At 67.8% G+C, this 20,824-nt stretch carries 22 protein-coding genes and 1 pseudogene; 13 read left to right on the top strand and 10 right to left on the bottom strand.

The features are described from left to right. Positions 1-48 precede the first annotated feature (48 nt). Positions 49-477: a hypothetical protein gene (locus ABEA24_RS15690; protein ID WP_345431557.1), complete on the bottom strand. Its 429-nt coding sequence runs from the start codon at positions 475-477 to the stop codon at positions 49-51. A gap of 117 nt (positions 478-594) precedes the next feature. On the opposite strand from ABEA24_RS15690, the pseudogene recO reads away from it, so the two are divergent. From recO to ABEA24_RS15675, 3 genes and pseudogenes are all read left to right on the top strand, one after another. Next, positions 595-1,317, top strand: a pseudogene (gene recO, locus ABEA24_RS15685) (DNA repair protein RecO); the annotation flags it as partial. 182 nt (positions 1,318-1,499) lie between these two features. Continuing rightward, on the top strand, positions 1,500-2,324 hold the full coding sequence (locus ABEA24_RS15680) for an isoprenyl transferase (protein WP_345431556.1): 825 nt from the start codon (positions 1,500-1,502) through the stop codon (positions 2,322-2,324). 677 nt (positions 2,325-3,001) lie between these two features. Further along, positions 3,002-3,928 carry a DUF559 domain-containing protein gene (locus ABEA24_RS15675; protein ID WP_345431555.1) on the top strand — a complete coding sequence of 309 codons (927 nt, stop codon included), beginning with the start codon at positions 3,002-3,004 and terminating at the stop codon, positions 3,926-3,928. A 353-nt stretch (positions 3,929-4,281) separates the two neighbouring features. Here ABEA24_RS15675 and ABEA24_RS15670 read toward each other — a convergent pair whose 3' ends face one another. From ABEA24_RS15670 to ABEA24_RS15660, 3 genes are read right to left on the bottom strand one after another with little or no spacing between them, the layout of a single operon-like run. After that, complete coding sequence (locus ABEA24_RS15670; RefSeq protein ID WP_345431554.1) at positions 4,282-4,497, bottom strand: O-methyltransferase; 216 nt, start codon at positions 4,495-4,497, stop codon at positions 4,282-4,284. After that, positions 4,494-5,216 carry a siderophore-interacting protein gene (locus tag ABEA24_RS15665; RefSeq protein WP_345431553.1) on the bottom strand — a complete coding sequence of 241 codons (723 nt, stop codon included), beginning with the start codon at positions 5,214-5,216 and terminating at the stop codon, positions 4,494-4,496. Before ABEA24_RS15665 ends, ABEA24_RS15670 begins: the two co-directional genes overlap by 4 nt. 37 nt (positions 5,217-5,253) lie before the next feature. After that, positions 5,254-6,729: an MFS transporter gene (locus ABEA24_RS15660; RefSeq protein ID WP_345431552.1), complete on the bottom strand. Its 1,476-nt coding sequence runs from the start codon at positions 6,727-6,729 to the stop codon at positions 5,254-5,256. A gap of 106 nt (positions 6,730-6,835) precedes the next feature. Between ABEA24_RS15660 and ABEA24_RS15655 the strand changes: the two genes are divergently transcribed. Further along, positions 6,836-7,744: a LysR family transcriptional regulator gene (locus ABEA24_RS15655; protein ID WP_345431551.1), complete on the top strand. Its 909-nt coding sequence runs from the start codon at positions 6,836-6,838 to the stop codon at positions 7,742-7,744. A gap of 56 nt (positions 7,745-7,800) precedes the next feature. Here ABEA24_RS15655 and ABEA24_RS15650 read toward each other — a convergent pair whose 3' ends face one another. The 6 genes from ABEA24_RS15650 to ABEA24_RS15625 form a co-directional block, all read right to left on the bottom strand. Then, positions 7,801-10,029, bottom strand: coding sequence for a tetratricopeptide repeat protein (locus tag ABEA24_RS15650; RefSeq protein ID WP_345431550.1), 2,229 nt, complete (start codon positions 10,027-10,029; stop codon positions 7,801-7,803). 377 nt (positions 10,030-10,406) lie between these two features. Further along, positions 10,407-10,775, bottom strand: a complete 369-nt coding sequence (locus tag ABEA24_RS15645) for a Fur family transcriptional regulator (RefSeq protein WP_345431549.1) — start codon at positions 10,773-10,775, stop codon at positions 10,407-10,409. Beyond that, positions 10,772-11,593, bottom strand: coding sequence for a metal ABC transporter permease (locus ABEA24_RS15640; RefSeq protein WP_345431548.1), 822 nt, complete (start codon positions 11,591-11,593; stop codon positions 10,772-10,774). The genes ABEA24_RS15645 and ABEA24_RS15640 overlap by 4 nt, the downstream gene beginning before the upstream one ends. Then, positions 11,590-12,345 carry a metal ABC transporter ATP-binding protein gene (locus ABEA24_RS15635; RefSeq protein WP_345431547.1) on the bottom strand — a complete coding sequence of 252 codons (756 nt, stop codon included), beginning with the start codon at positions 12,343-12,345 and terminating at the stop codon, positions 11,590-11,592. The genes ABEA24_RS15640 and ABEA24_RS15635 overlap by 4 nt, the downstream gene beginning before the upstream one ends. Next, on the bottom strand, positions 12,342-13,232 hold the full coding sequence (locus tag ABEA24_RS15630) for a metal ABC transporter substrate-binding protein (RefSeq protein ID WP_345431546.1): 891 nt from the start codon (positions 13,230-13,232) through the stop codon (positions 12,342-12,344). Before ABEA24_RS15630 ends, ABEA24_RS15635 begins: the two co-directional genes overlap by 4 nt. A gap of 60 nt (positions 13,233-13,292) precedes the next feature. Continuing rightward, positions 13,293-13,580 carry a DUF6703 family protein gene (locus ABEA24_RS15625; protein ID WP_425551202.1) on the bottom strand — a complete coding sequence of 96 codons (288 nt, stop codon included), beginning with the start codon at positions 13,578-13,580 and terminating at the stop codon, positions 13,293-13,295. Between the two features lie 48 nt (positions 13,581-13,628). On the opposite strand from ABEA24_RS15625, the gene ABEA24_RS15620 reads away from it, so the two are divergent. The 9 genes from ABEA24_RS15620 (at position 13,629) to ABEA24_RS15580 (ending at position 20,823) form a co-directional block, all read left to right on the top strand. After that, positions 13,629-13,916, top strand: a complete 288-nt coding sequence (locus tag ABEA24_RS15620) for an antibiotic biosynthesis monooxygenase family protein (RefSeq protein ID WP_345431544.1) — start codon at positions 13,629-13,631, stop codon at positions 13,914-13,916. Positions 13,917-14,028: 112 nt separating this feature from the next. Next, on the top strand, positions 14,029-15,435 hold the full coding sequence (locus ABEA24_RS15615; protein ID WP_345431543.1) for a DUF1906 domain-containing protein: 1,407 nt from the start codon (positions 14,029-14,031) through the stop codon (positions 15,433-15,435). A 209-nt stretch (positions 15,436-15,644) separates the two neighbouring features. Next, entirely contained in the window at positions 15,645-16,088 is a 444-nt protein-coding gene (locus ABEA24_RS15610; protein WP_345431542.1) for a hypothetical protein, read from the top strand. A gap of 13 nt (positions 16,089-16,101) precedes the next feature. Beyond that, positions 16,102-17,496: a hypothetical protein gene (locus tag ABEA24_RS15605; RefSeq protein ID WP_345431541.1), complete on the top strand. Its 1,395-nt coding sequence runs from the start codon at positions 16,102-16,104 to the stop codon at positions 17,494-17,496. Next, positions 17,450-18,583: a S8 family serine peptidase gene (locus ABEA24_RS15600; protein ID WP_345431540.1), complete on the top strand. Its 1,134-nt coding sequence runs from the start codon at positions 17,450-17,452 to the stop codon at positions 18,581-18,583. The genes ABEA24_RS15605 and ABEA24_RS15600 overlap by 47 nt, the downstream gene beginning before the upstream one ends. 35 nt (positions 18,584-18,618) lie before the next feature. Next, the gene (locus ABEA24_RS15595) at positions 18,619-19,017 is read left to right on the top strand and encodes a hypothetical protein (protein ID WP_345431539.1); all 399 of its coding nucleotides are present in this window, start codon (positions 18,619-18,621) and stop codon (positions 19,015-19,017) included. Then, positions 18,998-19,750: a hypothetical protein gene (locus ABEA24_RS15590; RefSeq protein WP_345431538.1), complete on the top strand. Its 753-nt coding sequence runs from the start codon at positions 18,998-19,000 to the stop codon at positions 19,748-19,750. Before ABEA24_RS15595 ends, ABEA24_RS15590 begins: the two co-directional genes overlap by 20 nt. A gap of 11 nt (positions 19,751-19,761) precedes the next feature. After that, the gene (locus ABEA24_RS15585; RefSeq protein ID WP_345431537.1) at positions 19,762-20,073 is read left to right on the top strand and encodes a type VII secretion target; all 312 of its coding nucleotides are present in this window, start codon (positions 19,762-19,764) and stop codon (positions 20,071-20,073) included. Positions 20,074-20,088: 15 nt separating this feature from the next. After that, complete coding sequence (locus ABEA24_RS15580; protein WP_345431536.1) at positions 20,089-20,823, top strand: hypothetical protein; 735 nt, start codon at positions 20,089-20,091, stop codon at positions 20,821-20,823. The last annotated feature ends 1 nt before the right edge of the window (position 20,824 follow it).

Genomic DNA, 20,824 nt, shown 5'->3' with positions numbered 1-20,824 from the left:
TCACCCTCCGTCAAAGGACGCCTCCGCTGTGAAACGGTGGGCGCTTCGTCACCAATCGCCCCCGTAGTCACCGTCGTAGTCGTTGTCCTCATGCACGACGTGCTCGATGACCTCGACATGCTCGTGATCGTCATCGTCGTCCAACAGTTCGTTGACGACCATGCCGCCGACGAAACCCGCCGCGCCCGCGGCCGCAACACTGCCGAGGCCGTACTGGCGGCGCCCGTGGTGGTCGTCGTAGTCACGGTCCGGGTAGCCATAGGCCTGCTGCGGGTATCCCTGCTGGTAGCCGTGCGGCTGGGGGTACCCCTGCTGCGGGTAACCCGGTTGCGGGTATCCGCTCTGCGCCTGGAGGTACTCCATCCAGCGCTGCGCGCACGCCGCACAGCAGCGTACTGGGCGCGGCGACCCCCACTGCGGCGTCCACGTGATCTCCTGGGTGGCCGGACCGTGTGAAGCGTCGAAGAAGCAGGTCAACGTTGTCTCCTGATACGTCGGTCATGCCCGGCCTCGCGGCCGGACCGTCAAGTTAACGACCTTGGACCGTAGCGGGTTCCTGCCGGTTCCACCCGGCATCTGCGGGACAATGGACGGGTGAGTCTCTATCGTGACGAAGGCGTCGTCCTCCGTACCCAGAAGCTGGGCGAGGCAGACCGCATCGTGACGATCCTCACCCGCCGCAGCGGGCGGGTCCGGGCCGCGGCCAAGGGCATCCGCAAGACCAAGTCCCGGTTCGGCGCCCGGCTGGAGCCGTTCACACACGTCGACCTGCAGCTGTACGAGCGGCGCTCCCTCGACCTGATCACGCAGGCCGAGACGCTCCGCCCGTACGGCGAGCGCCTCGTCACCGACTACCCGCGCTACACCGCGGGCACGGCGATGCTGGAGACCGCGGAGAAGCTCACGCCCATCGAGAAGGAACCGGCGCTCCGGCAGTTCCTGCTGGTCATCGGCGGGCTGCGTACCCTCGTGGAGGGCGGGCACGATCCCCGCCTCGTCCTCGACGCCTATTTCCTCCGCTCGCTGGCCATCGCGGGTTACGCCCCGTCGCTGGAGGAGTGCGCGCGCTGCGGCGAGCGCACCGGCCGGGCGTTCGCGATCGCGGCCGGCGGTATGGTGTGCGGGTCCTGCCGTCCCCCCGGGTCCGCCAGCCCCGCCGAGGCGACGGTCGGTCTGATGATCGCTCTGCTGCGCGGCGACTGGGAGCGCGCGGACCGCAGCGAGTCGCGGCATCGGCTCGAGTGCAGCGGCCTCGTCGCGGCCTATCTCCAGTGGCACCTGGAGCACGGGATCCGCTCCCTCAAGCACGTGGAGCGCGAGACGCCGAACGAACGGAGTGGTCGGCCGATGGACGAGGCCGGCCGCGGAGTGAGTGAGAAGTCGAGTGCGGCCGTCGGGCCCGGGCCCGGGCGCGAGACGCCGAGCGAGCCGAGGGACGAGGCCGCGCCCTTCCACGGCCGACGCTGAACATGACCATCGAGTGAGGAGAGCACCAGACCATGAGGGGCGTACAGCCGCCGGAGCCGCACAAGAGCGGCGCACGGCCGCCCGCCATCCCCAAGGATCTGACCCCCCGGCACGTCGCCGTCGTCATGGACGGCAACGGGCGGTGGGCGAAGGAACGGGGCCTGCCGCGCACCGAGGGTCACAAGATGGGGGAGTACTCCCTCTTCGACGTGATCATGGGGGCGATCGAGCTCGGTGTGCCGTACCTGTCGGCGTACGCCTTCTCGACGGAGAACTGGCGGCGGTCGCCGGACGAGGTGCGGTTCCTCATGGGGTTCAACCGCGACGTCATCCGCCGCCGCCGTGACCAGCTGAACGCCATGGGCGTCCGCGTCCTCTGGGCCGGGCGCCGCCCGAAGCTGTGGCGCAGCGTCATCAAGGAGCTCGAGGACGCCGAGCGCATGACCGAGCACAACAAGGTGCTCACGCTGCAGTTCTGCGTCAACTACGGCGGCCGGGCCGAGATCGCGGACGCCGCCGCGGCCATCGCCCGCGACGTCCAGGCCGGGAGGCTCCGCCCGGAGAAGATCAACGAGAAGGTCTTCGCGCGCTACCTCTACCGGCCGGAGATCCCGGAGGTGGACCTGTTCCTGCGCCCGTCGGGTGAGCGGCGCAGTTCCAACTTCCTGGTGTGGCAGTCGGCGTACGCCGAGTTCGTGTATCAGGACATCCTCTGGCCGGACTTCGACCGCCGGCACTTCTGGAAGGCGTGCGAGGAGTACGCCCACCGCGACCGCCGCTTCGGCGGTGCCCTGCCGAACGAGGTGTCCCTGCCCGAGGCGGGCCTCGACGACGAGGAGCCCATCTCCGTGCGCTGACCGACCCGCCCGCCCCCGACCGTCCGCATCGCACCCCTCCACACACGTGGGACGCTCGCGGCTGAGACCGCGCCGTGGCGGCGAGCGGTCCCGTTTGCACACAAACGGCCCGGCACGAGGATCACTACCTGCGGAAACGGCTGGCTGGGCGGGAGTTTGTGTGCGAACGGGTCCAGGAGACGGCTCGGCGAGCCCCCGCTGGCGCACCGCACGGTTCCGCGCGCCTCAGTCGTCCCCGGCGCTTGGCGCGGAGGGGTTCACGTCTGATCGGCGTGTCTCGGCCGTCTTCCGGCGCTCCTCGGCCGCCCCCCCCCGGCGAGCCTCAGCCGACGTCGGCGCTCGGCGAGTTCCCGCGTCGACGCACCGTGCCGTTCCGCGCGCCCCAGTCGTCCCCCGGCGCTCGGCGCAGAGGGGGTTCGCGCGTCATCGGCGCTCCTCAGCCGTCCTCCGACGCTCCTCGGCCGACGCCCGGTGAGCCTCGACCGGCGTACGTCGTGGGCTCGGCGCGAAGAGGTGCCCGCTTCCGGCTTGGGCTAGCGGTCACCGGCGCGGTGCCGTTCGCACACAAACGGTCTTGTACGGAGATGGGCACCTGCGGAAACGGCCGGTTGGATGGGAGTTTGTGTGCGAACGGGCTCGGGTCGGGGCGGAACTTCGGGAAGCCGCACGATCAAGCGGTGCGGACACCATCCTGGTCGCTCGTGGATCCCGTCGACTTCCTCACCGCGCACGGCGGCGTGGCCCATCGCCGTACGATGCTGGCCGCCGGAGTCTCGAAGTCCGCGTTGACGCGGGCTCTTGCCGACGGGCGCATCTTGCGTGCACATCAAAAGGTGTACTGCCTCGGGACGGCAGGCGGCGTTGGGGTCACCAGGCTGGCGGTGCTGGCGACCGGCGGTGTGATCTCCCATGACGCGGCCGCCGCCCTGCACGGCATCGAGATGGCGCATCGCCCGGACAGCCACGTCACCGTAGGGCGAAACCGTGCCCGCGTCGCCCATCCCGGGTGCTTCGTCCACCGCTCCGACTTGGGCCCATCCGAGGTCATGCGGGTCGACGGCCTTCCCGTCACCGCGCCGCTCCGTACGGTCCTCGACTGCGCCCGAACGCTCGAGCCGGCCGAGGTGGTGGTCATCGCCGACTCGGCCGTACGGCAGGAGCTGGTCTCGTTCGCGGACCTGCGGCATGCGGCACACGAGGTGAGGGGCCGCGGGGCAGGGCGGCTGCGCCGCGTGGTCGACTGCTGCGATCCGGGTTCAGGGTCGGTCCTGGAGTCCGCCCTCCGAATGCTGCTGATCGAGCACGGGCTCAAGCCGCCGCGAACCCAGTACGAGATGCGCGCGGCGAGCGGCCGTCACCTGGCGACGGTCGACTTCGCCTGGCCGGACCTGCGTGTGATCGTCGAAGCGGACGGCTTCGCCTATCACCGTGGCCGCAAGGCGTACCTTCGTGATCGCACCCTCGGCAACGCGTGCACGCTCGCGGGCTGGCGGCTACTGCGCTTCTCCTGGGAGGACGTCTTCCAGCATCCGGCGTACGTCCTACGCTCGACGCAACGCGTCCTCCACCTCGCGGCGGAGGCCACACGCCCGCCCGGCCGATGAGCGGTCCCGCTCGCACACAAACCCTCCGGCCGTACCATCGCCACCTGCGGAAACGGCCGCGTGGGCGAGAGTTTGTGTGCGATCGGGTCCAGGGTCGTGGCTCGACGACTCCCCGCGCCGCCAGGTGTCCCGCCGCAGCACCGCCCGGTGCGCCGCTCCGTCTCCGGCGCTCCACACCGAGCGGAGCCGCTGACCGAGTGGCCGGCCGCGCGCCAAGCTGCCGGCGAAGGTGAGGGCCGCGGGCAGGCTGATCTCGGTAGCGGTCGTCCAGGCCGACCACCTTCCATGACACAACACGCCAGATGAAAACGCGCGTCAGGCCGTTGGCTTGGGACGCGGACTTCGCGCCTGCCCTACCGCGGCGCGGAGGTCTGCCCGGTCGAGCCGGTGGAGTTCCGCAGAGCGGACTCGTGGCCGAGGAACGCGACCGGGAGCAGGTCGCGGTCGTCGGAGACGACGAGCGTGGCCGGTCGGGGCGAGGGTTCGAACAGGCGCGGCACGGGCGGGCGGAGGTCCTTCCAGCCATCGAGCAGGATCAGGTCCACCGGTCCGGGCGCGTCCGTGGTCATTCCAGGCCTTTCTTGCCCGGGGTCCAGAAGGGTTTGGTGAGCACCGCTCGCCGGGGCCAGCCGCGGTCGCGGACGAGGTGGTCGCGGACGGCCTGGACGGTGCGTGCCTCGCCGGCGACGTAGGCGGTGCCCGGCTCGCCGGGCAGGTCGAGCTCGCGGACGGCCGCCACGAGGGTCGCCGAGGAGGCGGCGGGCGCGCCCTCGCGGTAGCGCCAGGTCAGGCGGTCCAGCGGCAGCCGGTTCTCGAGCGCGCCGACCTCGATCCGGTCCTGGTGTGTGTCGACCTCGATGACGCCGTACACGGGAGCGTCGCCGAGCGCCCGGACCATCGGCCCGAAGGCGACCGACGCGGTCTCCTCTCCCACGAACAGGTGGTACGGCGACGGCCGCGTCACGAAGGTGCCCTCCGGTCCGCCGAAGACGACGTCGTCGCCGGGCCGGACCGTACGGGCCCAGCGGGTGCCGGGGCCCTCGCCGTGCTCGAGGACGCGCAGTTCGAGGGATGCGCCGTCGTAGTCCCAAATCGAGTACGTGCGGCGGGTCAGGAGCCCGTCGGCGGCTACGCGGATCTGCTGGCCGGGCGTCCAGGTCAGGCCGGAGGCGGAGACGGTGATCCGGCGCATCCGCCGGGTGATCTGGTCGACGTCCTCCACGGTGCCGCGGACGAACAGGCGGTCGGCCAGGGCGCGCCCGACGCCTCGGGCATGGCTGAGCGGCATGGTCTCACCTCCATACGAGATATATCGCGACTTTAGATCATTTCTCCGCCGGCCGGTACCAGAACGCGACCACGAAGGCGGCGGCCAGCACGATGAGAGCGATCACGCGGTACCCGGCCGCCATGGCGTCGGTGAACGCCGACACGACGCGGGCGTGCGCGTCCGGGCCGGACCGCGCGAGCGCCTGGCCGATCGTGCGGGCGTGTACGCCGGCCGGCAGCCCTGCGGCGAACCGGGTGCTGAGGATCGTGCCGAGCACGGCCACGCCGAGCGCGCTGCCCACCTCGCGTGCCGCGCCGTTCAGGCCGGAGCCGAGGCCCGCTCGCGCCGGCGGCAATCCGCCGATGACGGCGGTGGACAGGGCGGGGACGGCCAGCCCCATGCCGACCGACATCAGTACCAGGTAGGCGGCGTACCCGGCGTACGGCGTCTCGGGATCGACGGTCGACAGCAGGCCGAGGCCGCAGGCGACGGCCAGCATCCCGGCGAGGACGACGCGCCGGCCGCCGAACCGGGCCGCCAGCGCGACGCTGCGCCGCGAGACGACCATCATGCCGAGCGCGAGCGGGCCGATGGCCACGCCGGTCAGCAGCGGCGAGAAGCCCTTCACGTACTGCAGGTACTGCGCGTTGACGAAGAACAGCGCGAACAGGCCGAAGAACGTGACCGTGACGCCGGAGACGCCGGAGCGCAGCCGGGCGACCCGGAAGATCCGCGGATCGATCAGCGGGTGCGCGGCGCGCAGCGCGTACGCGACGAAGAGGCCGAGCACCAGTGCCGACGCGGCGAACGCGCCCAGCACCGGCGAGGACGACCAGCCGAGTTCCGGGCCTTCGATGATTCCGTAGAGCAGGGCGACGAACGCGAGGACCAGCACGCCGCAGCCGACGAGGTCGAGGTCGGCGGGGTGCCGTTCGGACCGGGGCGCGATCCGCGCGGACAGCGCCAGCAGGATCAGCATGACCGGCGCGACCGCCCAGAACAGCCCCTGCCAGGGCAGGTACTCCAGGACGAGACCGCCGCCGATGTTGCCGACGATCCCGGCGATGCCGGTGGCCGCGGTCCAGGAGGCGATCGCCTGTGCCCTCAGCCGCGGCGGAAAGGCCTGGACGGTGAGCGACAGCGTCGCCGGCATGACGAGCGCCGCGCCGAGTCCCGTGACGGCGCGGCCGGCGATCAGCGCGCCGACGTCCGGAGCCAGCGCGGAGGCGACGCACCCCGCCGCGAAGACGGCGAGTCCGGCGAGCAGGGCTCCCTTGCGGCCGTACCGGTCGCCGACCGCGCCCGCCGGGATGAGCAGGCAGGCGAAGACGATCACATACGCGTCGACGATCCAGAGCAACTGCGCGGCGGACGGGTGCAGGGAGCTCGCGGCGAGTTTCGGAACGGCCAGGTTGATGGCCGCCACGAGCGCGACGGTCATGGTCGCGCAGGCGGCCATCAGGGCGAGGATCAGCGTACGGCGGGGGTGGCCCTGGTCCGCGGGCGTGGGCAGGGCGGTCTGAAGGGTCATGTGACGAACCTCGGGTCGATGAGGACGGGAGGTTCGAGGCCTCGAACGAGGAACACGCTAAGCTGCGCGGGTACTTGCCATCAAATGCACTTTTTGCAGGTGATTAGTGCACGCAGCGCATTCCAAGCTCGACCTCAACCTCCTCGTCGCCCTCGACGCCCTGCTGGAGGAGGGCAGCGTCGGCGGCGCGGCCCTGCGCCTGCACCTGTCGAGCCCGGCGATGAGCCGTACGCTCGCGCGCATCCGCAAGGCGCTCGGCGATCCGGTGCTGGTGCGATCCGGGCAGGCGATGGTCCCCACCCCGAGGGCGCTCGCCATCCGGGCGGAGGTCCACGAACTGGTCGAACGCGCGGCTGCGGTGTTCTCGCCGCGCGATCTCGACCTGGCGGCCCTGGAGCGGACGTTCACCCTGCAGGCCGACGACTCGATCATCACGGTGGTCGGGCCCGCGCTGCTCGACCGGATCCGCCGGGACGCACCGGGCGCGGCCCTGCGATTCCTCCCGGAGGGACCGGAGGACACCTCCGGGCTGCGCGATGGCCGGGTCGACCTGGAGATCGGCGTCGTCGACGGCGCGCCGCCGGAGGTACGGGTCGAACCGCTCATCGAGGATCAGCCGGTCGGAGTGGTCCGTGCCGGGCATCCGCTCCTCGACGGCGAACCGACCGCCGAGCGGTTCGCCGCGGCCGACCACCTGACGGTGTCGCGGCGGGGCAGGCTCGAGGGGCCGATCGACGAACGGCTCGCCGAACGCGGCCTGCGCCGCCGCGTGGTGGCCTCGGCGCCGACGTTCTCCTCGGCGCTGGTCATGCTGGCCGAGACCGACCTCGTCGGACGGGCGGGCCGCCGCATGCACGCGCCCGTCCTTGAGCGGTTCGGGCTGGTCGCCTTCGACCTGCCCGTCGAGACGCCCTCCACAATGCTCGCCATGGCCTGGCACCGCCGGTACGAGGCCGACGCCGCGCACGCCTGGCTGCGCCGTTGCGTCCGCGGAGTCGTCGCCGGCGGGTACTGAGGCGCAGGTGCGCGTCCACCGCGGGCGGTCAGTGCGCTATCCGGGGGCCGCCGAGCCTACGTCCCGTCAGCGCCCCGTCGGCTGGACTCAAGAGCGGCTTCCATCATGTAAGCGGCCAGGGCCGCGGTCCGCTGGTCCGTGGGACCCAGGATCCGAACGGCGTCGGCGAGCGCTTGCTGGTACAGCTCGAACGCCCGCGGTAGGTCACCGGCGGCCCGACAGGCGTGGGCGAGGTTGCGGCGGGCGGTGAGCGTGTCCGGGTGATCGGTGCCGAGCACCCGCTCACTGTCGGAGACGACTCGTTCGTACAGCCCGATCGCCCGCTCCGCATCGGTCGCCTGACAGGCATGGGCGAGGTTGCCGCGGGCGGTGAGCGTGTTCGGGTGGTCGGCGCCCAACACCCGTTCGGCGTCGGCGAGGACCTGCCCGCACAACTCGATCGCCCGCTCGTTGCCGCACTTCTGATATCCGATGGCCAGGTTGTTCCGGGCGGTCAGTGTGGCGGGGTGTTCGGGCCCCAGCAGCCTCTGGCTGTCCGCGTGGGCCCGCTCGAGCAGCGGGAGAGCCTGCTCGATGTCATCGGCGTCCAGGTGGATACTGGCGAGATTTCCGCGCGCGATGAGCGTGTCCCGGTGGTCGACGCCCCGCACCCGTTCGTAATCGGCGAGCGTCTGCTCGTAAAGTGCGATGGCCTGCCGCAGATTCCCCGCCCGCCGGTAGGCACCGGCCAGATTGTTGCGCGAGGCCAATATGTCGGGGTGATCGGTGCGCAACATCTGCTCGCGGCCCGCGACCACCTGCTGGAGCAGCGGGACGGCCTGGTCCAGGGCACCGATCTCCGCGTAGGTGCTGCCGAGGTTGTGGCGCACGGTCAGCGTGGCAGGGTGATCGTCACCGAAATGGCGCAGGTAGATCTCGTGGGCGCGGCGGATGTACGCGATGGCGTGAGACGGAGCGCCTTGCATGTTGAGGAACAGACCGGTTCTGTTGAACAGATCTGCTGTGACGATCTCGCCGGTGTCGGGTGGCAGGCGGTCCAGCAGCGCGGCGACATGGGGGAGGAGAGTCCGCCAGGTCGGCCAGCCGGCAGGATCGAATGCATCCGTGGGCGCGGAGAGCTCCAGCAGCACGATGGCCCCATCGCGGGCGGTGGCGATGTCGGATTCTTGGCGGTGCGGGTCGGCCGGGTCGGGCGTGCGGGCGACGGCCTGGACGAGCCGGTGCACCGTCACCGCGTCCGCACCGAGGCCGATCATGTTGTACGCGGCCAGGCTCCCGAGAGCCTCCCGCAGCCGGGACGGCTCGGCGACACGGTCCAGCAGGCTCTGGGGGATCGCCTCCGCGCCGTACCAGGCGAGGATCCGCAGCAGCCCTCCGGCCAACGGGACATCGGCGAGCCGATCGAAGGTGGTCCGCCAGATCCGGGCGATGGTCCGCTCGGCGTCGGCGCCACGAGCGGCCTGATCGAACACCACCGCCGGCTGCTCGGCCAGCAACGCCAGGTACTCCCGCGGACTCAGGCGGGTCTGGTGCAGGTATGCGGCCGCCTGCTCGACGGCCAGCGGCAGGCATCCAAGGTCCCGGACCAACTCCACCGCGCCGTCCAGGCCCGTGCTGTCCAGGTCCGCGCCGGACCGGCCGTAGCCGGCGATCTGAGTGAGCAGGTCCACCGCCTGGCTTTCACTCAGCACGTCAAGGCGCACAAGAGGCGCGGCCAGCCGATGCCAGCCTTCGGCCAGCCGACTTGTGACCAGCACTCGCCCGGTGAGCGCGCGGCCCAGCAGCGGTGCGATGTCCGCCGGGTCGGTCACGTTGTCCAGCACCAGCAGCCATTCATCATGAGCGGCCAGCCAAGCGATCGCGCGCTGCGCCAGCGCCTCCGACGGCAGCAGCCGTGTCAGCTCCGGTTGCAGCCCGATCGCCAATGAGGCCAGCCCCGTCTCCACCGCCGAGGTCGAGTCGGCGGTGATCCACCACACCGGATTGAACCGTCGTGCGCACGCCGCGGCATAGTGAGCGGCCAGCGTGGACTTACCGACTCCGCCCAGCCCGTGAACCGCCGCGAGCACGACGCCCCCTGGTTCGGCCAGCGCCTCCTCCAACGCGGCCAGTTCCTCCTCGCGGCCCACGAACACCTGCGAGTGAAACGGCACGTTCACCAGACTCCGTGGTGCCGCCACCTGCTCGACCGGCCGGAGCGCTTCTGCCGGCAGCATCGCGAGAATGTTCTGGACGTTGGTCGAACCGGCGCCCAGCGACACGATCCCGGTGACATTTCCGTCCACGTATATCTGGGCATCGTTCGTCGTCGCATTCCCACCGCCGCCCGGGAGGCGCGGGTCACCGGATCCCGATGGTGCCGCGGACTCGACCGGGCCGGTGTTCCGCCGCCGACCGGAACGCCGGGTCATCTGTTCTGGCCGTTGATCGACCTGGCGACCGTCCCCGCCGCCACGACACCACGCGTGATCGCTGAGCTCATCCCGTCCCCCTAAGAGACAAGACCGCCATACTGATCCCTAGGTCAAGTAGCGTAGCTCGCACGCTTGACCGCTGCCCGGTGACAAAGGCGTTCGTATCCACGAAGACGACGACACCGAACGCCGCGACAGAGAACCAATGGCCGCGCTGACCGCTGTGCGCACCGGCACACGCCAGACCCTCAGTGCTCGGAGCAGGTGCCGAAGACCTCGACCGTGTGCGTGACGTCCTTGAAGCCGTGCTCGGCGCCGACCGCCGCAGCCCAGGTCTCGACCGCCGGCCCCTCGACCTCGACCGTACGGCCGCAGACGCGGCACACCAGGTGATGGTGGTGCTCGTCCGTCCGGCACGCCCGGTAGATCGCCTCGCCCTCGTCGGTGCGCAGCACGTCGACCTCACCGGCGTCGTTGAGCGCCTGCAGCGCCCGGTACACGGTGGTCAGGCCGATCCGCGAGCCGGCCGCCCGCAGGTCGGCGTAGATGTCCTGCGCGCTGCGGAAGCTCTCACAGCCGGAGAGCGCCCGGCGCACGTCCTCCCGGCGGCCGCTCACGATACGTCCGTTCGGCGCATACGGACCAGTCTTCCCGTTCCGACGGCGACCAGGAAGACGGCCATTGCCAGGAGCACGATCGTCGGGCCGGGGGCGAAGTCGGCGTCCACCGAGACCCACAGCCCGCCGACGGACGCCACGATGCCCACCACGACGGCGAGCCCGATCGTCGCCTTGAACCCGCGCGTGAGCTGCTGCGCCGCCGCGACCGGCACCACCATCAGCGCGCTGACCAGCAGCAGGCCGACGGCGCGCATCGCGACCACCACGGTCAGCGCGGCGGTCACCGCGATCAGCAGGGACAGGAACCGGACCGGCAGGCCGCTCGCGCGAGCCACCTCCTCGTCCTGGCACAGCACGAACAGCTCCCGCCCGAACAACAGCAGGATGACGATCACGGCGACGGCCAGGCCCGCGATGATGTACAGGTCGCCGGTGCTGACACTGCTGATCGAGCCGAACAGGTAGCTGCCGAGGTTCGCGCTGCCGCCGGACAGGTTGGCGAACAGCACGCCGCCGGCCAGCCCCCCGTAGAACAGCAAGGCCAGCGCGACATCGCCGCCCGTACGCGTCCGCACCCGCAGCAGCTCGATCGCCACCGCGCCCAGCGCGGACACGACGAGTGCGAGGATCGTGGGGGAGCTGCGGGTGAGCAGGCCCAGGCCGACCCCGGTCAGCGCGATGTGCCCGATGCCGTCGCCGAGCAGGGCGAGCCGCCGCTGGACGATGAACGTGCCGACCGCCGGCGCGGCGACGCCGACGAGGACCGCGGCGATCAGCGCGCGGCGCAGGAAGTCGTACGACAGGAGTTCGATCATGACAGCAGGTGCGGTTCCTCGGCCGGGGCGTGCGGGTGGACGTGGTCGTGGCCGGGCCGGGCGCACTCGCCCTGCGGCGTGGGCGGAACGCCTACGTGCGCGATCCGGCCGTTCTCCAGGACCACGGAACGGGTGATCAACGGCTCCATAGGCCCGAGCTCATGCGCGACGAGCACGACCGTACGGCCCTGGGCGACCTGCCCGCGGAGCGTACGGGCGAGGGTCTCCTGGCTGGCGGCGTCGACGCCCGCCGTCGGCTCGTCCATGACGAAGACGTCCGGCTCACCGGCGAGCGCCCGGGCGATGAGCACGCGCTGCTGCTGCCCGCCGGACAGCTCCTGAGCGGAGTCGCGCGCGCGGTCGGCCATGCCGACGGCCTCCAGGGCCCGGTCCACCGCCGCCCGGTCGGCGGCCGAGAACGGGCGGAACCGCGACTGCCGCGCGATCCGGCCCGACGACACGACCTCCCGTACGGTCGCGGGCACACCGCCCCCGACCGACAGCCGCTGCGGGACGTACCCGACGCGCTTCCAGTCCTTGAACCGGGCCGGCGGCACGCCGTACAGCTCGACCCGCCCGGCCGACAGCGGGATCAATCCCAGCAACGAGCGGATCAGCGTGGACTTCCCGGAGCCGTTCGGCCCCATCACGGCGAGCACCTCGCCCGGCTCGACGGTCAGGTCGAGGCCGCGCAGCACCGGCCGGCGGTCCAGCCGGACTTCGCCGCCGGTCATGCGGAACGGAACGGTCATCGGCATCCTAGGGCGGGTCGCAGCGTCGCCAGGTCACGGCGCATGATCGAAAAGTAGTCATCGTGCGACCCCGGCTTCACGCCTTCGGCGGGGTCGAGCACCTGCGTCCGTACGCCCGCCTCGGCGGCGAGCGTCTGGGCGGTCTTCGGGCTCACGAGCGTCTCGGTGAACACCGTGGTCGCCCCGGTCCGCCGGACCAGCTGGGTGAGGCTCGCCACCCGGGCGGGCGACGGCTCGGCCTCGGGGTCGAGACCGGTCACGCCGACCTGCGTCAGCCCGTACCGCTGGGCCAGGTAGCCGAACGCCGAGTGGCTCGTGACGATCTCCTTGCGAGCGCAGTCGCGCAGGCCCGTACGGAACTCCCCGTCCAGCGCGGTCAGCTTCGTGACGACCTGCGCGGCCCGCGCCCGGTACGCCGCGGCGTGGGCGGCGTCGATCGCGGCGAGGCGCTCGCCGAGAGCGGTGGCCACGGTGGCGAACCGGCTCGGGTCCAGCCACAGGTGCGGATCCTCGGCGCCGTGGACCTCCTCGTCCTGCGGGGCCGGAAGCGTTGCGACCAGCGACGCGGCGTCCAGGGAGTGCTTCTTGGCGTGCTCTCGCACGGCCTTGTCGACGGCCGACTGCACGCCCTTGATGTAGAAGGCCAGCTTGGACTCGCCCACGTCGATCACCTGGCGCGGGGTCAGCTCGAGATCGTGGGGCTCGGCGCCGGGTTTGGTGAGGTTCTGCACGGTGGCGTCGGGTCCGGCGACCTGCCCCGCCAGCCATGCCAGGGGATAGAAGGCCGCGACGATCTTCGGGCCGCCGTGGCCGTTCGCCCGCGCCCCGCAGGCGGTCGCGAGCAGCGCGGCGCCCAGCAGGACAGGCAGGAGTCGTCGGTATCGCACGTAACGAGTATGGATGAAAACGAAAATGATTGTCAAAATCAGGTATGTCCGAGTTGCCGGTCAGCTCACCAGCTTCCCGATCGCCACCGCCAGGACGACCAGCGGAACCACCAGCCGGACCACGCGATGCGAGGGACTCCGCACCGGCGCCGCCAGGAACGCGAACCACACCAGCAACGCCAGCACGACCAGCAGCATTCCGCCGACCACACCCGGGACGGCCAGCCCCGCGATCAGCAGCGCGGGCAGGACCACCAGCGGAACCCAGCGGGGAAGCTGATGGAGATAGACGAAGAAGACGGCGCTGCGCTTCTGGAGTTTGGAACCCACGCTCCCATCGTCGCGCATCGGCGTCCCGCGCGGGGAGATCGCCTCGCGTACCGGCATGATGGACGGGTGCTGGCCATCACCCGCTATCGCGTCCCCGAGACCGACGCCGAGACGTTCGTCAAGACCGCGCACGAGGTCCTCCGCTCCCTCGCCGACAGCCCCGGGCACCGTTCCGGCCGCCTGGCGCGCGCCGTGGACGACCCGGACCTGTGGGCGATGGTCACCGACTGGGACGGCGCCGGCTACTACCGCCGCGCACTCGGGGTCTACGAGGTGCGCCTCGCCCTCATCCCGCTGTCCGCCCTCGCCATCGACGAGGCCGGCGCGTACGAGACCGTCGACCCCGCCGAGTAAAACCCGAGACCGTTTCAAGGCGAAGATCTCCCCGGTCCCGCGCGCGCCGTACGGCCGCCGTGTTCCCCCTGCCGATCATCGGTCGTACGGACGACGATCGTTGGGGGACGCCATGCGACGTGCCATGCTGCTCGCCGGAATCCTCGGAACATTGATCGCAGGCGTACCGTCCGCCCAGGCGGACACCGACGTCACCCGGCGGGACCTGAGCCTCCCCGCATCGTCCGCCCGGACGGAATCGGACGTCCGCCACAAGGGTCTCCCCGTATCGCCCGCCCGGACGGAAGCGCGCGTCCGCTACGAGGGTCTGCGCCTGCCCGCGTCGTCCGCCCGGGCGGTGGACACGGACGTCCACTACCAGGGGCTGCGCATCCCCGTGCCGGCCGGCTGGGAGATCCACCGCCTCGGCCCCGGCTCCACCGACTGCCTCCGCTTCGACCGCCACGCGCTCTACCTCGGCCCGGCAGGTGGGAACCAGCGCTGCCCGGCCCACGCCGTCGGCCGCACCACGGCCCTCCACGTCGAACCCCTCACCGAACAGACCAGCGCCCTCGTGAAGGGCCTGCTGGCGGGCTCCGGCGGCGAGCGCACCGGGCGGCCACCGGGCCTGAGGGTGAAAGACCCGGCCGCCCACGAGATCCGCATCGCGGTCCCCGAGGCCGGTGCGCTGATCACCGGCTCGTACGGCCCGCGCGAGGAGGAACTGGAACGGATCCTCGCCCGCATCACCGTGGATCCGCCGCCGGCCGAAGGCACGGCAGGAAGTGCAGCGGGAGGCGCGGGGGGAGGCATTACCGGAGGCTCGGCCGAGCGCCGCAGCGGGGTCGCCCACCGGCGCCGCTGGATCAAGGGCGACGGCTTCGACACCTGCAACGCGCCGTCCCTCGACGCCATGCACGCCTGGCGCGGGGAGTTCGTCGCCGCCAACATCTACATCGGCGGCGTCTCCCGATCCTGCCCGGACGGCCGACTGACCCACGACTGGGTCGCCGCCGTACGGAGCATGGGCTGGCGGCTGATCCCGACCTACGTCGGCCCGCAGGCGCCCTGCGGGCCGCACCGCATCAACTTCACCCCGGACAGCGCGACCGACGACGGCAAGGACTCGGCCAAGGACGCCGTCCGTCGCGCCCGCCTTCTCGGCCTGAGCAGACACTCCCCGATCTACTTCGATCTGGAGGCGTACAGCCGGCACGACCCGGTCTGCCGCCAGGCGGTCCTTGCCTTCATCGACGCCTGGACCCGGAAGCTCCGCCGCCTCGGGTACGTGCCGGGCATCTACAGCAGCCTCACCTCGGGCATCCGCGACCTCGCGGAGGCGAAGGGCATCAGGAAGCCCACGGCCGTCTGGTTCGCCCACTGGGACGAGAAGGCCGACCCACGAGGCGACAAGGCCATGGAGCGCAAGTGGTGGCCCGGACACCGCCGGATCAAGCAGTACCGGGGCGACCACCTGGAGACCCACGGCGGCTACACGCTGAACATCGACAACGACGCCCTCGACGGCTACGTCCGCTGACCGAATCCGTCGAGCAAACGGACCGAAATGGGCGGCAGGGCGTAGGCCGCATGCGGTCACCGGCCGATTACCTGCGGATTCATAGCGTCAGGCCGGACAGGTAAGGACATTTCGGCTTCTGTGCTGTCGACATCACAGCCGGTCATTCTGTACCTTGACAACCCTTGCAGGCACGGGGGTGCACAAGTCAAGAAGGGGGAACCGGGCGAATGCCGCCGGAGAACAAAGGCGCGGAGCCGGGGTCGCAGTGGCCCAAGGGATGGATCGGTGGTGGCGACCCGGACGTCAAGTGGGCGCCAGAGAAGATCGGACACGCCGCTTCGATCCTCGAAGAGGCGCTGGCGGTCCTCGGCGGCAACGATGCCGTCAGCAAGCTGCAGAACGACCCCGTCACCGCAGCCGATCTTGGAGACTGGGACGCGGGCCGAGCCCTCGCCGTTACTACACAGGCCGCGCACGACCACATCACCTCTGTCTACCAAGAATGGGCCCTGGAGTACGCCGCAGCCGCCAAGATGCTGCGTAAGATGGCCGCGCGCTACACCGACACCGAGCACGCACTGACCAGCCACGCTCGGCAGGTCGGCGCGCAGGAGCGGCAGGCGACATCGAACGACAACCCGACCTGGCCTAACGTGCCGTCGGCCGATTGACGCGGGATACACCATGGCCGTTGAGCACAAGACGTACGTCATTAAGAGCGGCGGACGTCCCCAGGGTGCCAGCTCCTACGGCACCCCCGAAGACGTCCAGAAATTGATCGCCGGGACCAACCCGGGAACGATCAAAAACGCGGCCGTTGCCTACGACGAGATCGGTAACGCGATCATCAAAGCGCAGAACGCGTTGTGGGATGCGGCCAAAGTGCTAGCCGACCACTGGAGCGGTCCCGCGGCCGACTCCGCCCAACTGGCGCTGCGCCGCCTCTACGCGACGGCGGGTGAGCTCGTCGTCCGCAATACCGAGACCGCCAGGACCCTCCAGTGGTACGGCGGATCGATTCTGCCGATGTACCGGAACATCCAATGGCCTAAGAAGAACACCGACTCCCCGGCCGCGAAGGCCGCAGCCGATCAGGTCATGAAGAACCTCAACGAGCGCATCGCCCAGACCTGGGACGGCATGCCTTCCCAAATCGAGAAGAACCTGCCCAAGCTGGCCTACACCATCGACAAGGCTCCCGAGCAGCAGCCAAGTGGCGGCGCGCCGCTCGGCGGATCGGGAGGCGGCATCCCAGGGGGCGGCGGTGCGAAGGTACCGACAAGCCACCGTCCTGATCTGTCGATCCCCCACGGTGGTAGCCAAGCGCCGGTACAGCATTACCCCGGTGGGCATTCACCACTTCCGGGGCCGTCATTCCCTGGCCACGGTTCCAAGGGCACTGACCTGGCCGGTATCACACCAGACGGTGGCTCCACGGGCGGTGGTGGCGCGCACGGTCTGGGCGGCGATCCCGGAATCGGTACTTCGGGGCTGGGAGCACCAGCAGGGAACGGGATCGGTCCAGGAACGACCCCGCTGGGGGGCAATGGTGTCACTGGTACTGGTTACATGGGTGGACACCCAAGTGGACTGCAGGGTCGTGGAGTGTCCAACGGCGGGCGAGTCAGCGGGAACGAGATGCCATTCGCGTCGGGCTCGGGACGTAGCGATGAAAAGGAGCGGACGCGAACGACTTGGCTCTCCGAGGATGAGGATGTTTGGACCGGCGGTGAGGAGGCGGTCCATGGGCTAATCGGTGAGGCCCGGAACCGCGTCGCCGAGCGCGAGCACGACGCCGACGAGTTCCTTAGTATGGATGAGTTGCAGGAACTGCTGGACCTTGTTGGGGACGAGACAGGCGAGGAGACCGGTGGGCCTTTCAGCAAAGAATCCAGCGTCGATCTCGCGGATGACCCTCTCTCTCGGATCGTCGATGCGCGATTCGACGCGATGGCGGAAGAAGCAGCGGGCCCGCTCGTCACGAACGTCTCCGACCTGGATGAAACGACTCTGGGCACTTTCAGCATCGGTCGTGCTGATCTCGACGACATCGATGACTTGGGCAAGCGCGACTCCTAGTCCGCGTGAAGAGGAATGGTGGTTTGGGACCTGGGACATCCAGGACAAGGTTTGGTCGATCAGCAAAGGTCGTGGTGTAACGGTTGCACTGATCGACACAGGTGTTAATGCTGCGCTGCCCGATTTGCGGGGCGCCGTACTGCCCGGTACTAACATCGTCGGTCCGAAAGGCAACGGCCTAATCGACTCGGATAAGGGTTTCGGTCACGGCACCGCTATGGCGGCACTGATCGCCGGTCAGGGCACTGGTACCGGCATGGTGGGCATTGCGCCCGAAGCCAAGATAATCAGTATCCGTTCCGACGTAGAAGACCTTGTTCCCGCGATCGACTACGCCGTCAAGCGAGGCGCGAAGGTCATCAACGTATCGATGGGATTGCCAAGCACGCTTGCTGCTGGCGGTTGCCGTATCGAACTACAACGAGCAATCTCACGAGCCATCGAGAAAGACATAGTTCTTATTGCGGGCGCCGGGAACGATGCGAGCACGGGAGTCGTCCAGTCTGAGCCGGCGCTCTGTCCCGGTTTCATGGCTGTGGGTGCGGTAGATTACGAATTTCACCCTTGGTTCGATTCACAGCCAGCCCCATACGTAGTCGCAGCTGCGCCAGGCGTTCATGTCGGGTCCATCGGAAAGACCGGCACCTTTATACCTAATCTGGATGGAACAAGTGGATCATCGGCACTTACCACAGGAGTTGCTGCGCTCGTGCGCTCTAAGTACCCCGACATGCCAGCGCGTGAAGTCGTCCAGCGAATAGTGGCAACTACGCGTGACATCGGAGTTTCTGGTCGGGACGACAAGACTGGATACGGCCTAATTCGTCCTTATCATGCCCTTATTGATACTGTCTCGAAGAATGCCCCGAATCCGGTGTTTTCGGCTTGGGATAACTCGAAAAAAACTTACGAGGCGGCCCCTCGTCAATCGATTAGCGGATCGAATAAACAAAAATCCTCTTCCTCGGCGGAATCTGATTTCCCGTGGGCGCGTGTAGCAGTCCTCGTTGGCGCTATTGGATTTATAGTTATTGGTGTGCTCGTATTCTTGGTGCGCCGTCGCCCCGGCGATAGGTTGGAAATATAAGCCAATATTCTGGGCATCTATGGAAGAGGAATGGCTTGAAAGTCAAAAATACTGATCGCGCAACTATCGTAGTGTGGGGCACTATTGCAATTATTGATCTCTGCTTCGTTCTTCTGGTCTGGCTGAATGACCCGAACATCACCAAGGGTTTGCGCCTCGGTGTAGCGACTTCCTTCGTAGTTGCAGCAACTGCAATTTTGGTAACGGCAATCGGTGTACCGATGCTTGCTGGGTCGTTTCTTTCGCGTCGGAAGCGTTCTCTGCGATTTATCGTCAGAATTATGGCAATCGCCGTTGGTGTACTTGGCCTAGATAGCGCATTGAGTTATTGGGGTGGACCGTGGATGCTCCTAGTATTTGGCGGATTTGCAATGTATATGATGGTGCGGCATCCCGCTCCTAAGATCTCATCGGATGCGCGATATAATGACTGAGTTCTCTGAAGTAGCGCCCTTCGAGCTGCAGGTATCAGCTATCAAGCGGTTGATCGCCGAAGCATTCGAAAAGGCCCCACGGCGTAGCGAGGGTACAGACGATGCGGCCTCGGTTCGTGTTGTTCTTGGGGGAAATGGGTTGCCGGAGAGAATACAGGTAGTTGCCGATTGGAGAAATAGGGTCGCTCCTGAGAAAATCGGCGACGCTGTCGTCGATGCATTCCGAGCTGCTGTTCATAAGCGAGTGGTGACCTGGGCCGTAGCCCTAGAAGAGACCGGCTGGCAAAATAAAGCGAACCGCCTTCAGCAGTATCTCAATGACGATAATATCTCCATGCCTCGGGGTAGACTACCTGCTGCATTCAAACGAGAGCCTGCAGAAATAGTGCCACGCACACTGGAGGACGTCGCGGAGGGTTTCATTAAGGCGGCGGACAGGATCTCAAAAACGCCACTTCGTGTGAAAGTAAGACGTCAGAACATCGGCTGGGGCGCTGCTAAAAAGATTCGTCTAATACTGGATGATGACGGCATCAAGTCTTGCACTATCGATTGCGAGTGGGCAAGCGCAAGGACGGCGGCGGAACTCTCGGAAGGGCTTAGTAAAGCACTTGCAGTCGCTCGATTGAGCCTTGCAAAGAATCTGAAAGATAATGCTCCCAACGTAGGGTTGGAAGATCTCCTTGGGAGTGCTCTTGAGCTGTTCGTCAATCCGCATCGCTTTACAGAGTGATAAGGGTAAAAATGGTCGGGTCTAAGAATTGGTTCTCAGTTCACACTAAAGAACTGCGAAAGGAGGCGGGCGTCTGGGACAAGCAGAGTAGCGAACTAAAAGGTGTCGCCAATAAGAGTGAAGCGCTTCGTATCGATCGTTATGAAGCTGGTGTATTTCAGCTCTTCATAACTGCATACGGTGAGGCTGTCCATGAAATGATGGCTCGCTGCGAGGAAGGTCATCAACGGACTGCGGAGATCGCCAACGCCCTTCGTGAGGTCGCATCCGCGTACGATAAAGCGGAAAGCGAAGGCGAACAACTTTTCAAGAAAATTTTCTAAATCACGGAGAATGTCATGGGATTTAATCAAGCGCAGTATGATGCCGTTGTCGAGAAAGTTAGAACTGGGATAGCTCAGATTGGTGCGAAGAACCAGCAGGTTATTCCTGCTGCTACGCATGCTACTAGCCACTGGTATCTACCGGACGGCGTAAAATCGGCCGTGCTTTGGATGGCAAAAAAGCTCACCCAGCTTTCCGAGTGGCTTATTCGAAAGGCGGGGGAATTGCTGGCCGGATTTCTCGCGCCTGTCGGTTTCATGGAGGCCGGATGGAAATGGCAAGATGTAAAGGCGAAGGCGAGTACGATCGAAGGAGCGATCAACCCGGATCAGACTGCCTCGTCCGAGTGGGACGGATCTGCCAAGGATCACTACCGGACCTCGATCAAACCTCAGCAGTCTGCTGCTGGACGCATTAAGACAGTTGCCGGATCTATCTCTACTAGCCTGTATATTTGTGCTGGTGCGGGGTTGGCCTTCTATGCGGCGCTCGGTCTTATAACCTATCAATTTCTGACTACGCTTGGAGCGGCACTGGCTGCCCTGTTCTCCGGTGTTCTCTCCCTTCCGGGATTTGTGGCAGCTGTCGCTGACTGCGGCGTAACGGCTGCGGCTGTAATAACTGCGGTAGCGGGTCTTGGTGCTTTCCTGTCAGTGCAAGCTCAGCAAATGGGCTCACTTCATGGCGAAGCGAAAGATAATGCTTCATTTCCCGGCGGCCATTGGCCGAGGGCGGTACACAATGCTTAGT

Source organism: Actinoallomurus vinaceus, assembly GCF_039542055.1.
GTDB classification, from domain to species: Bacteria; Actinomycetota; Actinomycetes; order Streptosporangiales; family Streptosporangiaceae; genus Actinoallomurus; species Actinoallomurus vinaceus.
Note: the sequence above shows the minus strand (reverse complement) of the source record. Positions and strands in the feature narration are given on the sequence as shown.